At 58.8% G+C, this 19995-nt stretch carries 16 protein-coding genes; 10 read left to right on the forward strand and 6 right to left on the reverse strand.

From position 1 onward, the window contains the following. Window positions 1-28: 28 nt before the first annotated feature. Window positions 29-862 (reverse strand): tetratricopeptide repeat protein, encoded by an 834-nt coding sequence (locus tag G8764_RS14395; RefSeq protein ID WP_166165358.1) that lies wholly within the window; start codon window positions 860-862, stop codon window positions 29-31. Continuing rightward, window positions 843-2411 carry a metallophosphoesterase family protein gene (locus G8764_RS14400; RefSeq protein ID WP_166165359.1) on the reverse strand — a complete coding sequence of 523 codons (1569 nt, stop codon included), beginning with the start codon at window positions 2409-2411 and terminating at the stop codon, window positions 843-845. The genes G8764_RS14395 and G8764_RS14400 overlap by 20 nt, the downstream gene beginning before the upstream one ends. 361 nt (window positions 2412-2772) lie before the next feature. On the opposite strand from G8764_RS14400, the gene G8764_RS14405 reads away from it, so the two are divergent. The 3 genes from G8764_RS14405 to G8764_RS14415 all read left to right on the forward strand — a co-directional run bounded on the left by G8764_RS14405 (window position 2773) and on the right by G8764_RS14415 (window position 4886). Continuing rightward, window positions 2773-3966, forward strand: coding sequence for a multidrug effflux MFS transporter (locus tag G8764_RS14405; protein WP_207951898.1), 1194 nt, complete (start codon window positions 2773-2775; stop codon window positions 3964-3966). 220 nt (window positions 3967-4186) lie between these two features. Next, complete coding sequence (locus G8764_RS14410) at window positions 4187-4531, forward strand: hypothetical protein (protein ID WP_166165361.1); 345 nt, start codon at window positions 4187-4189, stop codon at window positions 4529-4531. 49 nt (window positions 4532-4580) lie between these two features. Further along, complete coding sequence (locus G8764_RS14415) at window positions 4581-4886, forward strand: 2Fe-2S iron-sulfur cluster-binding protein (RefSeq protein WP_166165362.1); 306 nt, start codon at window positions 4581-4583, stop codon at window positions 4884-4886. Window positions 4887-4979: 93 nt separating this feature from the next. On the opposite strand, the gene G8764_RS14420 is transcribed toward G8764_RS14415, so the two are convergent. Next, window positions 4980-6530: a sodium:solute symporter family transporter gene (locus G8764_RS14420; protein ID WP_166165363.1), complete on the reverse strand. Its 1551-nt coding sequence runs from the start codon at window positions 6528-6530 to the stop codon at window positions 4980-4982. 56 nt (window positions 6531-6586) lie between these two features. Next, window positions 6587-8029 carry a sucrose phosphorylase gene (gene gtfA, locus G8764_RS14425; protein WP_166165364.1) on the reverse strand — a complete coding sequence of 481 codons (1443 nt, stop codon included), beginning with the start codon at window positions 8027-8029 and terminating at the stop codon, window positions 6587-6589. Between the two features lie 404 nt (window positions 8030-8433). On the opposite strand from gtfA, the gene modB reads away from it, so the two are divergent. The 7 genes from modB to G8764_RS14460 all read left to right on the forward strand — a co-directional run bounded on the left by modB (window position 8434) and on the right by G8764_RS14460 (window position 15486). After that, window positions 8434-9168, forward strand: coding sequence for a molybdate ABC transporter permease subunit (modB, locus tag G8764_RS14430; protein WP_166165365.1), 735 nt, complete (start codon window positions 8434-8436; stop codon window positions 9166-9168). Then, entirely contained in the window at window positions 9168-10241 is a 1074-nt protein-coding gene (gene modC, locus G8764_RS14435; protein ID WP_166165366.1) for a molybdenum ABC transporter ATP-binding protein, read from the forward strand. Before modB ends, modC begins: the two co-directional genes overlap by 1 nt. A 212-nt stretch (window positions 10242-10453) precedes the next feature. Next, on the forward strand, window positions 10454-12133 hold the full coding sequence (locus tag G8764_RS14440; protein WP_166165367.1) for a phosphoethanolamine transferase: 1680 nt from the start codon (window positions 10454-10456) through the stop codon (window positions 12131-12133). Between the two features lie 6 nt (window positions 12134-12139). Further along, window positions 12140-12619: a diacylglycerol kinase gene (locus G8764_RS14445; protein ID WP_166165368.1), complete on the forward strand. Its 480-nt coding sequence runs from the start codon at window positions 12140-12142 to the stop codon at window positions 12617-12619. After that, window positions 12616-13344, forward strand: a complete 729-nt coding sequence (locus tag G8764_RS14450; protein ID WP_166165369.1) for a phosphatase PAP2 family protein — start codon at window positions 12616-12618, stop codon at window positions 13342-13344. The genes G8764_RS14445 and G8764_RS14450 overlap by 4 nt, the downstream gene beginning before the upstream one ends. Window positions 13345-13457: 113 nt before the next feature. Further along, window positions 13458-14159 (forward strand): response regulator transcription factor, encoded by a 702-nt coding sequence (locus tag G8764_RS14455; protein ID WP_166165370.1) that lies wholly within the window; start codon window positions 13458-13460, stop codon window positions 14157-14159. Window positions 14160-14184: 25 nt separating this feature from the next. Further along, the gene (locus G8764_RS14460) at window positions 14185-15486 is read left to right on the forward strand and encodes a sensor histidine kinase (protein WP_166165371.1); all 1302 of its coding nucleotides are present in this window, start codon (window positions 14185-14187) and stop codon (window positions 15484-15486) included. 3 nt (window positions 15487-15489) lie between these two features. Here the strand turns inward: G8764_RS14460 and G8764_RS14465 are convergent, their stop codons facing one another. Both G8764_RS14465 and G8764_RS14470 read right to left on the reverse strand, forming a co-directional pair. Then, window positions 15490-18642, reverse strand: a complete 3153-nt coding sequence (locus G8764_RS14465) for an efflux RND transporter permease subunit (protein WP_166165372.1) — start codon at window positions 18640-18642, stop codon at window positions 15490-15492. Window positions 18643-18751: 109 nt separating this feature from the next. Further along, window positions 18752-19897, reverse strand: coding sequence for an efflux RND transporter periplasmic adaptor subunit (locus tag G8764_RS14470; protein ID WP_166165373.1), 1146 nt, complete (start codon window positions 19895-19897; stop codon window positions 18752-18754). Between the last annotated feature and the right edge of the window lie 98 nt (window positions 19898-19995).

Genomic DNA, 19995 nt, shown 5'->3' on the forward strand with positions numbered 1-19995 from the left:
GGCTTCACGACTAAATTTATGGTCGGATTCATGCTGGTATACCCGTCCGGGAGCGGCAGCTCTTTAGTGCCTCACCGCGGGCCTGCAAACGCTGCAAGGCCGGCGTTACTCTGCGCCGCTGCAACCCTGCCTGCATTTCCTGCACTAACGCCTGCGCCCGATCGCAATGCCCGGCCTGCACGTACAACTCAGCCAGCTGCAGTTGCCACAGGGGGCTGTGCTTCATGGTCTCGCCCAACAACTGCTGGCGCCGGATCGCGGCCGCCCACTGCTGGTTACTGAGCGCAAGGGCGATGGCGGCGCGCTGCAGGTTGATGTTCATTCCCAACCGAGCCATACCCTGATCGAGCAGCGCCAGCGCCAACTCCGGTTTATTGCTCTCCTCGGCCAGCGCCGCCAGCGCCAGGTATTGTCCCGGGGCCGGCGCCGCTGAGCCGGCTAAAAACTGGCGGTAATCTCCCAGTGCTCGCTCCGCCTCGCCCACCTGCTGCCAGGCTCGGGCCCTCGCTTCGAGGGCGGGCAGCGCGCCGGGATGGGACTGCAAATAATCGCTAAACTGCTCGATGGCCGCTGCCGCCTGACCGCTTTGGAACAGCAGCAGCCCCTGTACATAAGCCACCTGGCGCGGATCGCCGAGGGCTTTGGCGGCATCGATATCGGCTCTGGCGGCACTGAAATCCCCAACCTCGATCAGCAGGCTCGCGCGCTGCAAATACAGGTGCTGGGCCGGCGCCGCAGCAATTTGTCCGCTCAAATAGTGCAGGCTCAGCTCGCTGCCCGGGTGAGCCCAGAGCCACAGGGGCGCCAGCAGCGCTAAGCACCCGAGCCCCAGTGCTGCAGCTCTAGCGCCTGATAGAAACACTGTCCAGCACCTCACCCTGATCGTTGATAAAACGCGCCGTCAACACCGAGCGGCCGACATCGATGACCACCGAGCCCAGCTGCGCCAGGCCGTGGCGCAACTGCGGGTCGCGCGGCTGCATGGCGTGGGCCGGATGATCGAGCTTGCCCTTGCCGAGGGAGAGCTTGCCGGAGCTGCCGGCAACGGTATAAACCACCTTGTCGTCCGCCTGGCTGGCGGGGCTGACCTGCGAGTAAAACTGCTCACCCCTGCCGGTCGCGGGCTCTCCGTCGGCATTTAACTCGGCGTGCAACTCGGGCCGAAACGAATCGGCATCACCGCGATGGCCGTGCAAATACCAGGAGCGCTCGTAGGAATGGCTGTGGCCGCTGTACACCAGGTCCACACCGTAGTCCTCGAATACCGGCGTGAATTCCCGCCGCATATCGAGAATCGGCTGGTCATAGCCCACTCGCCTCGTCGCTTCGGTGTCGGAGTCATGACTGCCCTTGGTGTAGGGTGGGTGATGAAAGATGACGATGGTCCAGTCCAACTCATTGGCAGCCAGGTCCGCGACCAACCATTGCCGCATGGCCTCGCGCTGGCTGGCATCCCGCGCCGACAACTGGGAGTCGAGGCTGACCACATGCACATTGCCATAGTCAAAGGCGTAATACTGCTCGGTACCGCTAGCTACCCCCCCGGCCTCTGCCGCTGCCGGCAGGGTAAAGATATCCAGGTAGGGCATCCTCTGCGGTGCGCGCTGCTGCGGAGTCCAGAAGCTGTCGGCCGAGGCCGAAGTACTGACCCCGCTCCAGGTGACCCTGCCGTAGCCGGGGTAGTCGATCTCGCCATAGCCCATCTCGTGATTGCCAATGGTCGGCCACAGCGAACTCTGGTACAGGAGCGGGCCATACAGGTCGAACAGCGCCAGCTGCCACTCCCGATCAGTACCGGCGGGATAGGCGTTGTCGCCGAGTAACAGAATCATGTCCAGCGGATCGTCACTGCGGTCGCGGTTGTAGGCGAGAAACCCCTCCATAACCGCTTGCGCCTTGCCCGGGTACTTGGGAAGACCGGCGCCGTTGCGCACACTGGCGGTACCGGAGTCACCCAGTAACCAGAGTCGCAACGTGCCATCTGCAGGTAGCTGCCCGCTGCGAGGCGCGGTGCGAAAGCGTAACTCCGGCCCGCGATAAGTACCCACCGAGTAGCCATACTGGCGATCCGCCGACAGCCCGACAAAGCGAACCTCACGATGCTCAGACGCTGTTTCCAGCGCAGCCTGGCAACGGATTTTGCCCCCTGCGGCGGCATAGAGGCAGGCCTCTGCGGCCGGCCCCCGCCATTTGATAATGGCGCTGCTGCTGGTGACCTGTTGCAAAAACAGCCGCGCCGGTGGCGTACCGCTCGTCTCGGCCAGTACGGACGCTGGCACCGATAAGGAGGTTGATGTTGATGTTGGCGAACCAGTGGCGCTGAGCTCACTGCAGGCGGACAGGCCCAGCAGGCCGCACAATAGGGCGATAGCGGCACGGCTTGCGCGGGCTCTAATGCTACGAACGATCATGGTATGCATACCTGTTGTGCATTGTGTTATTTCCCTGGTTGAGGCCGGCAGATTATATTTCTCCCGGGCAAAGCACTGAAAGGTGCAAGTTTACCGCGGCTTGGCAGCCACCTTTAGCAATAATCACAAGTGACAATCCGCCCTATGATAAAAAGTGCAAACTACCCGGCAATCGCGCGGAAAAATCGTTAAACTTTGCCGCCTAAGCTCGCCACTGCAGCGCCGGCCAATCAAGCGTCTGCAGCCTGCTGCCCGAGCCCCGCGACTGTAGCCCCAAAATGCAAAAGCAAAGGACACGGAGCCGGTGGTTGCCAGGCGCTCCCGTCGAACAGACAACCGCTAGCCCATGCCAAAGGACCTAATGACCAACACACAACCGAGCAAATCCATTACCCTGGCGCAGATACTGATCCTCGCCGGCTTGTTGGCTACGGCACCGCTGGCAATTGATGCCTACCTGCCGGCCCTGCCGGCCATGGCCACCAGTTACGGAGTATCCATTCACGATGTGGAATTATCCCTGAGCCTGTTCCTGGCCGGCTTCGCCGTGGGTCAGTTGGTGGGCGGTCCTTTTTCCGACCATATAGGCCGGCGCATATCGATTTCTGTCGGCCTGGGCATATTCCTGCTCGGAACCCTGGGGATTATCTTCAGCCCCAACATCGAAAGCCTGTGGCTCTTTCGCGTGCTGCAGGCGTTTGGCGGCGGCCTGGCCGTGGTCAATCCCAACGCCATTATCCGCGACCTGAGTAGCGGCCTGGAAAGCGCTCGCAACCTGTCCCACATGGCCATCATCATGATGCTGGCGCCATTGCTGGCGCCGATGATCGGCACCGCAATCCTGCAGCTAACCGACTGGCGCGGCATCTTCGTTTTTCTGTTTATCTATTGCGCGCTGATCGGCCTGGTGATCGCCTGGCGCCTGCCGGAAACTCGCGCCGTGCAGCTGGAGCGACCCAGTGCCCTGAATCGCTACTGGCAGGTCATCAGCCATCGCCACGCCATGGGCTACGTCGCTACGCTGAGCCTGAGTTACGCCAGCATGTTCGCCTTTATTACCGCTTCACCGCTGTTATATATCGATTACTTTGGCGCCAGCACGGCCCTGTATCCGTTTTTGTTCGGCGCCAATGTGCTGGGACTAATGATATTCAACCGGGTCAATGTGCGGTTGCTGCGCTCCTTGCAACCCAGCTGGATCCTGAAGCTGGGCCAATACCTGCAATTACTCAACTGCGCCCTGCTGTTTGCCTATGTGAGCCTGAGCGACACGCCGCAATTGGCCCCTGTGGTCTGCATGATGGTGGCATTCTTCTGCTGCCAGGCCCTGATCGTCTCCAATGCCACCTCATCGGCTATCGAGTATTTCCCCCGCAACAGTGCCACCGCCACCGCTCTGCTGGGAGCCAGCGGTTTCATGGCCGGCGCCCTGAGCGGCACGGCAGTGGGCTTGCTGGGTGACGGCACACCGCTACCCATGGCCGCAATTATGCTCACCTGCAGCCTGTTAAGCCTGGGTTTGCGTCACTTTTTGCAACGGCGAAAAGCCCCCTGAGCAACCCCGGCGACCACCGCATCCAGCCCCGAGAGGCCGCGGCTTGGGCGTGACAGATATATGACAGTTGAAGTGTACGCAGTGGTTACCGTAGAATCTTGGCCCGGCAAAGAATTTAGCGCCAGACCATAGAGCAACTCCGTGCCACTTCTCGCACCCGACTGCCCTAAAAGAGCGAACCCACCAGCCGCAATCCAGACTCAACAGCTTGGGAATCACCATGAAAAGCAGCATTAAAGCTTGTATCGCCTACATCGCCGGCGCTGCCATTACCGGTAAAAAAGATTTTACGCTCTACGACTGTGGCAAAGAAGCGCGGGTGGTCATCAACGGCACCGTGGCCGACGGCATGGTCGACGTCAAGCATCGCAAGAAGGAATACCACATCACCGGGCCGCTGAATAACCTCCGGGACAAGAAAAACGACATCAAGATTGAAATAGAAATCGACGGCAAGAAATTCAAGGGCAAAGATAAAGCCTCTGGCACCAAGTTCAAAGGCAAGGTACGCGACGACGATATCGTGCTCACCGCCAATGGCTACAGTGTCTATCGCATGGACTAAAGCCCGGTCACACTAGACCGGGCACACGATTGCCCGCCCAGAGGCACCTATGCCAGCTTACTCTATTACCCTGAGACTGGATGATACCAGGCACAGGGTCAGCGATCGCGGCGAACTCACCCTCCTCAACCTCATGCACAGGCTTGAGCTGCCGGTGCGCAAGGCCTGCCGCAACGGCGCCTGCGGGGTCTGCCGCTGTCATTTGCTCAGCGGCACCATAACCTACCATGCGCGCCAGCCGTTTGGCCTGTGGCAAAAGGACATCGCCGCCGGTTATATCCTGCCCTGCATCGCCTACGCCACTAGCGACCTGGAACTGGATCAACTGGCCCTGACCACCGACCGCCAGTGTTAAACCCGGCTGTATTAAAACAAAATTCGGGTGGCCGAAAACCCTGTTTAACCGCCCCAACAACCCGCTTGGCCGCTGTTTCCAGCCCACGCAGCACTACCAGAAGGCAATCACCAGCAACACCGTCATGGCGGTCACCAGGGCAATACCCAGTCTGGCCCGGGCACTGACCCTGGCCCCCTGGCCCTGGGCGACCACGGCCACCTGTGCTGATGACGCCATGCCCGCCCCTGGCACATACTGCAGCAGCACAATCACCGCTAAGGTAAAGAAAAACAACAGGCCGGCGACGATGCTGAAATGCACGCTGTGCCAACCCAGTTGCGCGGCGACGAACGTAACCAGCGACACCAGGTGGCCAATTATCACGCCGCGCAATGCCGCCCAGGCCCCCACCCGCTTGCTGCAAAAACCCACCGCAAAGGCCGCCACCAGCGGCGGCACCACATAGGAAAAGGTCTGCTGCAGATAGGCAAACAGGCCCGGGAAGCTGTCGATGGCCGGCGCCCAGAGGGCGGCAAAAATCATCAGTCCAATGGTGCTGTAACGCCCCCAGCGAGCCATGGTTTGCGGGCTCAGGTCGGGGCGACGGGGGCGCACAAAATCCACCATCAGCAGGGTCGACGCCGAGTTGAGAGTGGAGTCGACACTGGACATGATCGCCGCCAGCAAACCGGCGACCATCAAGCCCGCCAGGCCGGCCGGGGCAAACTCCGCGATCAGGCGCGGAAACACGGTGTCCGCACGCTCCAGGTCGGTAAACAGGGCCGCCGCCATGGCGCCGGGCAGCACCATGATAAACAGCGGCAACAGTTTCAACGCCGCCGCCAGCATTGCCCCTTTGGCTGCGGCATCGGCACTCCTGGCACCGAGCAGGCGCTGGGCCACGTATTGATTCATGGTCCAGTAGTAAAACCCGAGGATCGGCAAACCGATCAGGGTGCCCAGCCACGGCAGGGACGGGTCGTCCAGGGGGCGGATCAATGACAGGTGATCGGCATCCAGCCGCTCCACCACCTGCGTCCAGCTGAAATCGAACTGCTGAAACACAATAATGGTGAGGATAAGCGAGCCCACCAGCAATACCAGCGCTTGCAACACATCGGTATAGACCACCGCTCGCAGGCCGCCGGCCGCCGTATAAAGACCGGCAAACAGCGCCATCATTGCACAGGTGGGGCCGAGACTCAGGCCGGGTACAAACAGCATCAGCACCAGTGCACCGGCGTACAAGCTGCCGGCAGTATCCAGCACAATACTCAAAAACAACGACGTACCGGAGAGGTACTTGCGCAGCCGGGAATCGAAGCGCCGCTCAAGAATTTCCGGCACCGTGGTGATGCGCTGCTTGATAAATACCGGCGCCACAAATACGGCCGTGAACAGCAGTACCAGTGCCGCCATCCACTCGTAGTTGGCCACCGCGATACCGTACTCCCAGGCGGCACCCGGCAAGCCAATCAGGGTGGTGGAGGAGATATTGGAAGCAAACAGGGACAGGCCAATCACCGCCGGCCCCAAACTGCGACCGGCTAAAAACAATTCGTCCATATCCGGGGCGCGGCGAGTCACCCGCCAGCACAGGCCGATCACAATGGCGGCGTAAACCAAAACGATGGTGTAATCCAGGCTCGTCAATGTGGGCATGAGTTCCTCTTATGGCTTATGAGTTTTTACTCAATATTATTCATCAATTTTATTTACTAACAACGAAAGCTTTTCTGCTCGAGGGTCTGTTCATCCAGGTACTCAATGGTAGCTGTGTTGAAATTCAGTTCCACAAACAGGTGGCAATAATAATCGCCGTGACGCCAGGCCATGGCGACACTGGAGTCGTTGGAATAGTTCAGCTCAAAGCGTCCGGCAAAGGCCGGATAGGCGCAGCGAAACTCCATTAACTTCAATAGCCGCTGCACCACCGGCTGCTCCATGGCCTCATCCACTTCTTCCAGGCTGTAGAAGTGGCGATTGATATCGCGCAGTTCACCGGTGGTATTCTTCAACTCTTCGTCGTTGCAACCGGCCAGCAAGCCTACGTAATACACCTGCGGGATACCCGGCGCGAAAAACTGGATGGCGCGGGCAGCCAGATAGGCATCGTCGTTCCGCATCAGCGCGTCGTAGAAAGTGCAGGTAATCTGGTAGATGGCGCCAACACTGTGAATGTCGGCGGCACTGCGGCGCAGGATCGGGTCGGCGCTGCGGGCGTCGATGTTATCAATCAGGATTTTTACCTTCTCCTCTGGCAGCACCCCCTCGACATCGGGAATGCAAATCCCGTCGTGGGTATCGAGCACCGTAACCTGATTGCGCGGGCACATACGCAGCCAGTTTTTCAGGTACACACTGTTGGCGTCCAGCAGTGAATACAACAACAGTGGCGGCAGGGCAAATCCGTAGGGGTGCATATTGCGGCGACTGATGGCGTACTGGTAGCTGGTGTGATCGTGCACTTCCGGCAGGCAACTGGCGCCATGCAGCAGGGCCAGTTCATTGATCCACTCCAGCAGGCGATAGACTTCCGGCTCCACCAGGAAACAGCTGGTGCCAATGCGCTTGGTGGTGTAGCCAAAGGCGTCGAGGCGAAACAATTTCACCCCGCGCGCCGCCAGGAAACCGATATAGTCTTCCATCAGTTTGTAGGCGTGCTCGGATTCGTAGTTCAAATCGATCTGCTGCTCGGTAAAGGTGCACCAGACCCGGCCCTTGCCACCGTCGGCAAAGGTCACCTCACGAAACGGTTCCTTCTCTTTGCGAATATGAATTTTAGCCAGGTCATCGGCACTGATCTCGCCGAATTTATCCACGTGCACAAACAGGTCCGCGTACTTTGAGGCGTAACCGTGCTGTAAAAAATCCTTGAACTCCTCCGACTCATCGGAGATATGGTTGACAGTCAGGTCAACACAGAGATCGTACTTGGCCGAGATGCGCTCGATGTCTTCCCAGTCGCCAAACTCCGGTGCTACCTCCTTGTGGGTCAGGGGCGAAAAGCCACCATCGGCATTGGACGGGTAAAACGGCAGGATGTGCACACCGCCGATGGCCTTCGACAAATGCTTCTCGATCACCGTGTTCAGGTCCCGCAGGTTGTTGCCCATGCGATCGGGGTAGCAAATCAACTGAATAGCATTGCGCAAATGCATAGATGTAATCTCCTGCAGGTTTTAGGGTAATGGACGATCCATTTACCCGGTTGCCAAATCAAAACAAAAACCCTGACTCTACCGGGTAAATCATCAAGATAACGATGGTAAAACTGTTATAAAACGCAGAATCGCCCGACCTCGCCAGGGCGGCGATCTATTTGACGCGGCTATACTGTGCCGCTGCAACACCCCTGCAGCTAAAAGCTATTGTGAGGATCAGGGCTTGTTGCGACAACCAGTGGCTATCGCGAGAACCAGTGGCCAACGCGACCTATACTGACAAAAAATCAGCCAACTTGCCAACCGGATTGACTCCCAGTGCCACACCGGTACTTTTCACAGCCACCGCGAGCGGCTATTGTGGCCAGCTAAACCGCCGACAACCCGGAACCCAATACTGCATGAGCGCTGCCTTAACCGATCTCGACTTAAGCCCGGTTTGGCTCTCCATCAAACTGGCCAGCGTGACCACGCTGATTCTGTTGCTGATCGCCATCCCCCTGGCCTGGTTTATCACCTCGCGCCAGCGCCGCTGGAAAAGTGCGCTCACCGCGCTGGCCACCCTGCCGCTGGTACTGCCGCCCTCGGTGCTGGGGTTTTATATGCTGATGCTGCTGGGCAGCAATGGACCCCTGGGCCAACTGAGCCAGCAACTGGGGCTCGGCAGCCTCGCCTTTACCTTTCCCGGGCTGGTAATAGCCTCAATCATCTACTCCTTTCCTTTCGCCCTGCAGCCGCTGCAAAACGCGTTTGAGGCCATTGGTCGGCGCCCACTGGAAGCGGCGGCGACCCTGCGTGCCAGCCCGCTGGATTGTTTCCTGACGGTGGTACTGCCGCTGGCGCGGCCGGGGATACTCACCGCCGCGGTGCTCAGCTTCGCCCACACCATTGGCGAGTTCGGGGTAATCCTGATGATTGGCGGCAACATCCCCGGTGAGACCCGGGTATTGTCAGTGGCCATCTACGACCACGTCGAGGCGCTCGAATACCAGCAGGCCTACCTGCTGTCCGGCGGCATGCTGGTGTTTTCATTTTTGGTGTTGTTTCTGCTGCACTACCTGAATGGCGCCGCCGGGCGCCACACGTTGACCACGGCGCCGCTGGCAGCAGCTAATGGTCGGGACTCGAGCCGTTGATGAGCGCCATCGAACTGGACTTTACCCTGGCCCGCGGCAATTTTCAGTTGCAGGTGGCGACCGATATTCCAGCCCGAGGGGTAACCGCCCTGTTCGGCCCGTCCGGCTCTGGCAAGACGACCCTGCTGCGCTGCATCGCCGGGCTGGAGCAGGCCGATAGCGGGCGCCTGCGAGTAAACGGTGAGATCTGGCAAGGGGAAGGGATCAACCTGCCGGTACACCGGCGGGCACTGGGTTACGTGTTCCAGGAGAGCAGCTTGTTCAGCCACCTGGATGTCCGGCGCAATCTTCTCTACGGTCTCAAGCGCACCCCTGCCACCGAGCGGCGCATTCCGTTTGCAGAAGCGGTGCAGCTGCTGAATTTAGAGGCCCTGCTGGAGCTGCGCCCGCAGCAACTGTCCGGAGGTCAGCGACAACGAGCGGCCATCGCCCGCGCCCTGTTGTCGAGTCCAAAACTGTTGCTGATGGATGAACCCATGGCCAGTCTCGACCTGCAGGGCAAGGCTGAGATCCTGCCCTATCTCGACAGCATCCACGAGCGCCTGCAAATACCGGTGATCTATGTCAGCCATTCACCGGAGGAAGTGGTGCGAATCGCCGACCATATGCTGTTGCTGGACAACGGCCGGGTCCAGGCCAATGGTGCACTCAACCAGTTGCTCACCCGCACCGACCTGCCCCTGGCGCACCTGGACGAAGCTTGTGCGGTGGTGGACGGGGAGATCGTCGAGCACGACCGGCAGTATCACCTCACCTACCTGGCCGTGGCCGGCGGCAAATTGGCCATCTCACAGCTGGCCAAACCCATCGGGCACCGCGCCCGCATCCGGATTCTCGCCCGGGATGTCAGCCTGGCCCGGCAACCGGCGCAGCAGAGCAGCATCATCAATGTGCTGCCGGTGCAGGTGGCGGCGATTGAGCCGAGCCACGATCCGGCCAAATTGTTGCTCAAACTGGATATGGGCGGTGACTTTATGCTCGCGCAAATCACCGCCAAATCGGCGGCCTTGCTGGCCCTGCAGTGCGGCGAGCAGGTCTACGCCCAGGTCAAGAGCGTGGCCTTGATGCGTTAACCCGCTTCTGAATTCGACCAAAACCCCAAGTTTTGCGCTGATTAATATCAGGATGCATCAATCAGCGTTTATCCCCGTTAAGTTTCCCCCTTGATAATTGCTTGATATTTGCCTGACGCCGGCTTGCCGCGGCCTGTTCGATAATCCCCTGACACTCACCGCCTGATCGAGACAGCCCTCTCCAATCCAGGCCGCCGGTCGGATTATCCGCTATGAATTTCCACCTAATACGCTTTCCCAAACGCTGCCCCGATTGGCTGATGACGCTGCTGGTAACCACTTATCTGCTGCTGGTGTTTAACAGCTGTTTCTTTGCTACCGTGGCTGAGTTACAAGGCCTCAGCGGCCTGCAAAACCTCACCTACCTGGGAAGTTTGTTTCTGCTGCTGCCGACCATTATCAACTTGTTCCTGACCCTGGTTGCCATTCCCTGGCTGTTGAAACCGGTCACCATACTGATTCTGATTAGCGCGGCGTTCGCGGCTTACTTTATGCAAACCTATAACGTCATGATCGATAAGACCATGATCCAGAACATGATGGAAACGGATGTCGCCGAGACCAGCGAGTTAGTCAATAGCAGTATGCTGCTGTATATCTGCCTGAGCGGCTTGCTGCCCGCCCTGCTGATAGCAAAAATCAAGATCAGCTACGGCTCGCCATTGCAGTTTGCCCTCGGCAAGATTGCCATTCTAATGATCAGTGCAACCGCCATGGCTCTTATCTCGATCAGCTTCTATCAGGATTATGCCTCGCTATTTCGCAACCATCGCTACGTACGCAATTTGATAGTGCCAGTCAACTATATCTACGCACTGCAAGCCTGGGGCAAACAAAAACTACCGCAACAACAAGCGCAGTTCCAGCTGCTGGGTGAAGATGCACAACTTGGGCCCAGCTGGACAAGCGCCAACCCCAAAAGAGTCGTGACGGTACTAATTGTCGGAGAAACGGCCCGCAGTGCGAACTTCTCCCTGTTCGATTACGCGCGCAATACAACCCCCAGACTGGCGCAACAGGATCTTATCCGTTTCAGTAATTTCTATGCCTGCGGCACCTCCACCGCGGTTTCTGTGCCCTGTATGTTTTCCAATTTGAATCGGTCCGAGTTCGACAACTATCGCGCCAACCAGTCTGAAAACCTGCTCGACGTGTTGCAGCGGGCAGGCCTCAGGGTCAAGTGGATCGACAACAACTCCGGCTGCAAAGGGGTTTGCGACCGGGTCGAGAGCGATAAGCTGGTACTGGAACTGGATTCCGCGAACTGTGTCGAGAATGAGTGTTTCGATATGGGCCTAATCGGGAAATTGCAGCAAACCATCGATGCAAGTGAGCGCGATATGGTGGTTGTGTTGCATCAGAAAGGCAGTCACGGGCCGGCCTATTTCATGCGCACGCCGAAGCAGTTCCAGCAGTTTATCCCGGTGTGCCACACCAACCAGTTACAGGAATGCAGCCAACAGGAAATTATTAACGCCTATGATAATACCATTCTCTATACTGACTACTTTGTCTCTGCTGTGATCGACTATTTAAAAAACCAGCAGGAATCTATAGATGCCAGCCTGATTTACCTGTCGGACCACGGCGAATCCTTGGGCGAACACAATATCTATTTACACGGTTTGCCCTATATGCTGGCACCGGAGGAGCAGACTCATGTACCACTGCTGGTGTGGATGGCCGATGATTTCGCCGACCGCTTCGCCATTGACAAGGGTTGCCTGCAAGGTATCAGCGCGCGCCGTTTCGAGCACGACAACCTGTTCGACTCCATACTCGGGCTGCTGGACGTGCGCACCAGTGCCTACCGGCAACAACAGGATATTTTCAGCGGCTGCCATTCGCCGGCAGTTATTGAGCCAGGCAACTCTGTGGCAGCGGGGGAATAGCGGCCAATGCCAGATTTCAGACAGACGATCGTACCGCCGGCCACCGACAACTTTAACGGTGATTACTCGAACACCAGCAACAGCGGCAATGGCAATTCGCTCCCCGACAACCGCAGAGGTTGCCAGCCGCAATTTAAAGGCCGGCGCGGCATCAAGCGCCTGCGGTCCGCCGCCAGCAATTCCCAGGCTGGTATTGTGGCCGCCTGGAAACACGAGGCGGCCTTTCGGCAGGAAGCTGTCTGCGCTGCGGTACTTATACCCCTGGCTCTGTACCTCGGTGCCGATCGACTGCAGCAGCTCTTACTGATTAGCAGTGTGCTGCTGGTACTGCTGGTGGAGCTGCTCAACTCCGCTATCGAGGCGGTAGTAGACCGGGTCGGCCTCGAAGCCCACGAACTCAGCGGCCGCGCCAAGGATATGGGGTCCGCCGCTGTTCTGCTCGCGCTGCTGCTGGCCGCCGTAACCTGGGGTATCCTTCTGCTGTGAACCGACGCGAATTGTCACCCTGGCTACTGCCCCTGTTACTGCTGTTCTTTGGCAGCTGGATTTTTGACTATCTGCAAGTAGATTTGCTGGTTGCTGATGCTCTCTACACGCTGCAAGGTAGCCACTGGAGGTTAAAACAAAGCTGGTTGCTGGAAGATATCGTACACCAGGGCGGCCGAATCCTGGTCGCGGTATTGATAAGCGGCAGCCTCGGCGCGTTGGTCAGCACCTGGTTTAGCCAGCGCATGCGAGCGCACCGGCAGGGCTTGGCGTTTCTGTGCAGCACAGTGATCCTGGCACTGCTGCTGGTATCGACACTCAAGGGGCTCACCCACATAGATTGCCCCTGGTCGTTTCAACGCTACGGAGGAGAACGAGCCTATGAGCCAATTTTCCAGAAAATATTTGGCAGCGGGAATGGCCGCTGCTTTCCCTCCGGCCACGCCAGCGGTGGCTACGCCTGGATCGCCCTGTATTTCTATTGCTTGCTCTACAAGCCCCGATGGCGATACGTCGGGCTGGCCTTCGGTCTGCTGCTTGGGCTGACCTTCGGCCTGGCCCAACAACTGCGCGGCGCCCATTTTGTCTCCCACGATATCTGGACCCTGACCATCTGCTGGTATACCGGCCTGCTTGGCTACGTCCTGCAGCGCCGCCTTATCGCTCGCTTGGAGGCTGGAGCGCCTGCGGAAATTGCCTCCGCGTCACTTCCTGAGCGGGCCTGAGTTAGTAGCTGTAGTTGCCGCTGATTCGCGCTAGAATTAGCCGACACTATGACTCTAATCAATCGAACTTACAGGCACCTGCTCCTGCTGACCATCGACCCGGCGGTGATTTCATGTCCGATAAGACCCAGCCCGCTGGTCGGGTACGACTGCTAATCGTCGAGGACCATAAGCAACTGGCTGAAAACCTGTTCGAATACCTCGGCGAACAGCGCTACGAACTCGACTACGCCGCCGACGGCCTCACGGCGCTGCACTTGTTGGCGCACAATGCCTACGATGTCATCATTTTGGATATCATGTTACCGGGTGTAGATGGGCTGAGCATCTGCCAGCGAGTGCGCCAGGACCTGAACTCGAACGTGCCCATCATCATGCTCACCGCACGGGACTCCATAGACGACAAGACTCTTGGTTTTCACAGCGGCGCCGATGATTACCTGGTCAAACCTTTTCATATGCGCGAGTTGGAGTTGCGCATTCAGGCCCTGTGTCGACGCCGGCACAGCGACAGCAACCGGCTCAGTGCCGGTCAGGTTCACTACGACCCCGGCACACTCAAGGCCAGCATCGATGGCGCAGGGGAAGTGTTGTTATCGGGCTATGGGGCGACCATTTTTGAAACCCTAATGCGTCACTACCCGCGCTTTGTCAGCTACCAAACCCTGAGTGAAAGCCTTTGGGGTAACGCCGATGGTGACCCAAACACCTTGCGCACCCACGTGTACAGTTTGCGCAAAGTGCTAAAAACCGGCCTCGGTCGGGAACTGATCAGGACCCTGCACGGCCGCGGCTATTGCCTAACGGACGAATAACCTCATTCATTGGATGGCGTCAGCTTTGAGCGAAACAGCGAGTCTGTACAAGTCACGTTCAATCTCCAGCCGGATCAAACGGGCTTTTTTCTGGACCTATTCACTCAGTGTATTGCTGGTACTGCTGGCGGCCTGGGTGGCGCTTGAGGATCTCGAGGCGACAACCATGGAAATGGACAAGCAGGCGGAATTCGAGCACTTTCTCAACCGCCATGAAACGGAAAAAATCGTCAATGTGCAATCCGCCACCCTGACCCTGACCTACTTGCCCGCCAACAGCTCAGCCGAAGAGAACCTGCCGATCATTTTTCGCGGCCTGCCGGTACCCTTTGAAGGCGAGGTCGATTTCCTCGACCGGGAATACCTGGTCATCATCAATCAAATTCCTCAGGGCACCTATTACTTCGCCAAGGACCTGTCGCTATTTACTCAACGCGAACACCTGATGATGAGCGCGCTGCTGGCGCTGGCCGTTGTGGTACTGCTGCTGGGTTATGGCTTGTCGCTGTTCGTCAGCCGGATGTTTTCCCGGCCGATCCAATTGCTCTCCAGAGATATTTTACGTATCAGCGGCAGCGGTGAAACTACGCCACTGCCGGTCAATTACAAGGATGCGGAGCTCAACCAGATTTCCACTTCGTTCAATCAATACCTGGCGGAAATCGAGCAACTGATAAAACGCGAACGCTCCCTGATTGCCATGGCCAGCCATGAATTGCGAACCCCGATTGCGGTTATTCTAGGAGCAACGGAAGTGATTGAGCGCCGCCAGCAACTTGCCGCCAATGACCAAAAGACCCTGCAGCGTATCATTGCCTCAGCCCAAACCATGTCTGCCAATGTGCAGGCATTACTGGCTTTGGTCAGGCGGGGCAGAGCGGAGACCAGCACTGAGACCTGCCCGATGCAGGCAATAATTGCGGATGTGATGGCTGAAATATTCGAACTCGACCCCGGCCTGCAACAGCGCCTGGAATTTCTCCCCCCACCTGCGGAGGTGCTTATCCCAACCAACCGGACCACTACCCGCATGCTGCTACAAAACCTGATCAACAATGCCCTCAACCACAACGCCGGCAAAGTCACTATCGAGTTGACCACAGGGTACCTGGCGGTGCGGGACGAGGCAAAAAGTACTGCGCCCACCCCTCAGGAGGAGGGTTTGGCCCGCGACAGTCACGACAATACCGGCCTTGGCTTATACATAGTCACACTGATCTGCGAACAGTTACACTGGAAGTTCTCTCTGACCACGTCACCCAACCAACAAACCATTGCCCGGGTAGATTTTAGCCAGTCACTCGGCCCGGGCACTGGCCGACAATAACGGTCAGGACTGCTCCCGGTTAGCGCTGGGCATGGGCGCTCGGGTGAAACCCGCCGCCAGCGTCGCCACCAGCACATAAAACAGCGGGATAAAGAATATCGCCAGCAGCGTCGCGCCGACCATACCGCCCACCACCGCCGTGCCGATGGCCTGTTGGCTGCCCTGGCCGGCCCCCGTGGCCAAGGCCATGGGCAGTACGCCGAAGGTAAACGCCAGCGAAGTCATGATAATGGGCCGCAGACGCAAGCGTGCGCCCTCGATGGCCGCGTCCCGCAGGCTGACACCGCCCTGCTCAAAGCGGGACTTGGCAAACTCCACGATCAGGATGGCGTTTTTCGCCACCAACCCGATGGTGGTCAACAACCCCACCTGGAAGAAGATGTCGTTGTTGAAATCCCGCAACAGAGTCGCCAGCACGGCACCAAGTACACCCAGCGGCACCACCAGCAGCACGGCGATGGGTACCGCCCAGCTTTCATAGAGAGCGGCCAGGCACAGGAACACCATCAACAACGACAAGCCGTAGAGCAACGTCGCCAGCGATCCGGCCTGGCGCTCCTCGTAGGAGATGCCGGTGTAGGACAGGCCCATACCAGCAGGCAATTCCGCCGCCGCTTCCTCCAGCGCCTGCATCACGTCACTGCTGCTGTAGCCCGGTGCCGGATTGACCGACACCTCGGCGGCGAGAATACCGTTGTAGCGATCCAGCTTGGTGGGGCCGGTGGTCCAGCGCCCCTGACTGAAGGCCGCGAACGGCACCATCTCGCCGGAGCTGTTGCGCACATACCACTTGCCGAAATCTTCCGGCGCCAGGCGCGCCCGCTGGTCGCCCTGCAAGTAGACCCGCTTGACCCGGCCCTCATCGATAAAGTCATTGATGTAGAGCGATCCCCAGGCCGCGGCCATGGTGGCGTTGACGTCGGCAATACTCACCTGGTAGGCCGACGCCTTTTCGTCGTCGATGGATACCTGGTATTGGGGCGCGTCGGGCATGCCGATGTGATTCGCTCGCTGCACCCGGGGATCGGACTGCAGCCGCTGCAGGAATTGCTGCAAACTGGCACTCAGCGCCGGATAGCCGAGACCTGCGTAGTCCTGCAGATAGGCGCTGACGCCATCGGCATTGCCCATTTCCATAATTGCCGGCGGCACCGCGGGAATGATCATGGCATCCCGGAACTTCGAACTCGCCGCAAAAATGCGACCCGTCAGACTGAAAATGTCCGCGCCCTCACCGCTGCGCTCCTGCCACGGCTTGAGCTGCACGATCAGCATGCCCTGGCTTTGGCCACGACCGAAAAAATTAAACCCGGTGACGGCAAACGCCGATTCAACCACCTCGCCCTCCTGCTGCATCAGGTGCTCGCGAACGTCTTGCAGCACACCGGCAGTGCGTTCGGCACTGGCGTTGGCGGGCAGTTGCACCGCGACAAACATAAGGCCCTGGTCTTCATCAGCCAAATAGGCGCTCGGCAAATTCGAGAACAGATAGCCGAGACCGCCAACGATCAGCACAAACACCAGCACAAAACGCCGCGGCCGGTTCAATATTGCCACCACGCTGTTCTCATAGCCGCGTGAGCTGCGCGCAAAAGCGCGGTTAAACCAGCGGAAAAAACGCCCCTTGGGGGCATGGCCCGGCTTGCTACCCCGCTCGTCCTGGCGCAGTAACATCGCACACAGGGCCGGGGTAAAAATGAGCGCCACCAGCACCGACAGTGCCATGGCGGCAACGATGGTGATGGAAAACTGGCGATAGATAACCCCCGCCGAACCGCCAAAAAACGCCATGGGGACGAACACCGCCGACAACACCAGGCCTATGCCTACCAGCGCGCCCTGGATCTGGCCCATGGACTTGCGGGTCGCCTCCCGCGCCGACAGGCCCTCTTCCGCCATCACTCGCTCGACATTTTCCACCACCACGATAGCGTCGTCGACCAGCAGGCCGATGGCCAGCACCATGGCGTACATGGTCAGCACATTGATGCTGTAGCCAAAAGCGTAGAGCACACCAAAAGTGCCGAGCAGCACCACTGGCACCGCCAGGGTGGGGATCAGGGTCGCGCGCAAGTTTTGCAGGAACAGGTACATCACCAGGAATACCAGCACGAAGGCCTCGATCAACGTCTTGATCACCGAGTTGATGGAGGCGGCCACCACCGGTGCGGTTTCCAGCGGATAAACCACTTTCACCCCTTGCGGGAAATAGGGCTCCAGTTCCGCTACCCGGGCCTTGACCCGATCGACGGTTTGCAGCAGGTTGGCACCGGACGCCAGTCGCAGCGCCATGGCGGCTGCGGGGTTGCCATTGAATTTGGCCGAGGTGGAGAAGTTTTCACTGCCCAGCTCAACCCTGGCCACATCCGCCAGCTTGACCTGGGAACCGTCCGCCTGCACCTTGAGCAGGATGCGTTCAAAATCGGCGGTATTGGTGAGCCGGGTCTTGCCGACAATGGTGGCATTCAGTTGTACACCGCGACTGGCCGGCAAGCCGCCGAGCTGACCGGCGGAAATTTGCACATTCTGGGCGCGCACTGCGGCGGCTACATCGGCCGGCGTCAACTGGTAGCTGTGCAGCTTGGCCGGATCGAGCCAAATGCGCATGGCGTACTGGGAGCCGAACAGAATGAAATCACCTACCCCCTGGACCCGGGAGATGGGATCGCGCATTTTCGAGGCGATGTAGTTGCCTAGATCGAAGTTGTCGAGCTTGCCACTCTCGTCAATCAGGCCGATCACCAACATGAAATTGCGCTGGTATTTGGCCACCCGCAACCCCTGCCGCTGCACCTCTTCCGGCAGCAGCGGCGTGGCCAGCTGCAACTTGTTCTGTACCTGCACCTGGGCGATGTCCGGATCGGTACCGGGCTCAAAGGTGATGATAATGCTCATGCTGCCGTCGGCTTCGCTGCTGGAGGACATATAGCGCAAGCCATCGATACCATTCATCTGCTGCTCGATGACCTGCACTACCGTATCCTGTACCGTCTGCGCCGAAGCACCGGGATAGGTCACACTGACGGCGATGGCGGGCGGAGCGACATCGGGGTAATGACTGACCGGCAACTTGAAGATCGCCAGGCCGCCAGCCAGCATGATGACAATGGCTACCACCCAGGCGAACACCGGCCGGTCGATAAAGAAATTCGACATAGTTGTTACTTACGCTTGTTGCTGATTATTTATTTAGGCCCTGCCAGTGGCACTGGCAGGGCCTATTCAAAGCGCGGACAGAGGGCCCGCCTGCGCAAGCCCAACGACCTTAACTACGCTGTGCCACCAGGTTGAAATCCAGGATCGGGTTGACGTTGCTGGCCGGTACCGGCTCTACCGTGAGGCCGGGCCGCAATTGCAGCAACCCCTCAGTGACCACTTTTTCCCCGGCCTGCAAGCCAGCGCTGACCAGCCACATATTGCCCACCGTGCGCGCGGTCTTGATGGAGCGCAACTCAACCTTGTTGGTGGCATCCACCACCCACACGGCCGGCGCTCCGGTGGCGTCCCGCTGCACCGCTTGCTGGGGCACCAGCAAGGCATCCTGCTTGCGCCCTTGCAGCAGGCGGGCGTGTACAAACATACCCGGCAATAACCGTCGCTCGGGGTTGGGCAGGATCGCACGCATGGTTACCGAGCCGGTACCCTGGTCGACGCTGACTTCGGAGAAGCGCAGGCTGCCGACGTAAGGGTAGAGGGAGCCATTTTCCAGCAGCAGTTGCACCTGCGCACCTTCCGCACTACCTTGCAGTTCATTGGCATCCAGGGCGTCTTGCAGGCGCAGCATTTCCACCACCGGCTGGGTGATATCCACGTACATCGGATCAATCTGCTGAATGGTGGCCAATGCCTGTGCCTGGCCCTGGTTGATCAACGCCCCCTCAGACACCGCCGAGCGACCAATGCGCCCGCTTACCGGCGCCAGTATGCGGGTGTTTTCCAGGTCGATACGGGCCAGTTCCGCATTCGCCTGGGCCAGTTTCCAGGCGGCGTCGGCGTCGTCAAACTGTTGCTTGCTGACCGAGCCGGATTTCACCAGCTCCTGATAGCGGCGGCGCTGGGTGGCGGCATTGTGCAAGGCAGCCTGGGCGTGCTGGTAGGCAGCTCGATACTTGTTGTCCTCTATCTGGTAGAGCTGCTGGCCAGCGCTCACCTCGGCGCCTTCGGTAAACAATCGCTGCTCGATCAGTCCGTCCACCTGCGGCCGCACTTCCGCCAGCCGATAGGCCACGGTGCGACCGGGCAAATCCACGGTCAGGTCCAGCGGCTGGCTTTCGATGGTATAGACACCCACCGATTTCAGGGCCGGCACATAGGGGGTCTTGGTCTCTGAAATACAGCCAGTCAACAACACGACGCCGGTCACCAGGACAGTGACCAGCAATCCAGCGCTTCGGGCTGACAACAAATTCATTCTCACTTCAATACCTCGGGGGAACATTATCGACAGACGGAATGTTACCTTTTTACTCAAAAATTCAATTTTGTCCAAGATACAGGACACTGTACAAT

Source organism: Pseudomaricurvus alcaniphilus (assembly GCF_011440395.1).
Lineage (GTDB): Bacteria > Pseudomonadota > Gammaproteobacteria > Pseudomonadales > Cellvibrionaceae > Pseudomaricurvus > Pseudomaricurvus alcaniphilus.

What these genes read in the sequence shown, in the direction of transcription:
- G8764_RS14400 (WP_166165359.1), bottom strand. Translation starts at nt 2,411, where the DNA reads ATGATCGTTCGTAGCATTAGAGCCCGCGCAAGCCGTGCCGCTATCGCC.
- G8764_RS14405 (WP_207951898.1), top strand. Translation starts at nt 2,773, where the DNA reads ATGACCAACACACAACCGAGCAAATCCATTACCCTGGCGCAGATACTG.
- G8764_RS14410 (WP_166165361.1), top strand. Translation starts at nt 4,187, where the DNA reads ATGAAAAGCAGCATTAAAGCTTGTATCGCCTACATCGCCGGCGCTGCC.
- G8764_RS14415 (WP_166165362.1), top strand. Translation starts at nt 4,581, where the DNA reads ATGCCAGCTTACTCTATTACCCTGAGACTGGATGATACCAGGCACAGG.
- G8764_RS14420 (WP_166165363.1), bottom strand. Translation starts at nt 6,530, where the DNA reads ATGCCCACATTGACGAGCCTGGATTACACCATCGTTTTGGTTTACGCC.
- gtfA (WP_166165364.1), bottom strand. Translation starts at nt 8,029, where the DNA reads ATGCATTTGCGCAATGCTATTCAGTTGATTTGCTACCCCGATCGCATG.
- modB (WP_166165365.1), top strand. Translation starts at nt 8,434, where the DNA reads ATGAGCGCTGCCTTAACCGATCTCGACTTAAGCCCGGTTTGGCTCTCC.
- modC (WP_166165366.1), top strand. Translation starts at nt 9,168, where the DNA reads ATGAGCGCCATCGAACTGGACTTTACCCTGGCCCGCGGCAATTTTCAG.
- G8764_RS14440 (WP_166165367.1), top strand. Translation starts at nt 10,454, where the DNA reads ATGAATTTCCACCTAATACGCTTTCCCAAACGCTGCCCCGATTGGCTG.
- G8764_RS14445 (WP_166165368.1), top strand. Translation starts at nt 12,140, where the DNA reads ATGCCAGATTTCAGACAGACGATCGTACCGCCGGCCACCGACAACTTT.
- G8764_RS14455 (WP_166165370.1), top strand. Translation starts at nt 13,458, where the DNA reads ATGTCCGATAAGACCCAGCCCGCTGGTCGGGTACGACTGCTAATCGTC.
- G8764_RS14465 (WP_166165372.1), bottom strand. Translation starts at nt 18,642, where the DNA reads ATGTCGAATTTCTTTATCGACCGGCCGGTGTTCGCCTGGGTGGTAGCC.
- G8764_RS14470 (WP_166165373.1), bottom strand. Translation starts at nt 19,897, where the DNA reads ATGAATTTGTTGTCAGCCCGAAGCGCTGGATTGCTGGTCACTGTCCTG.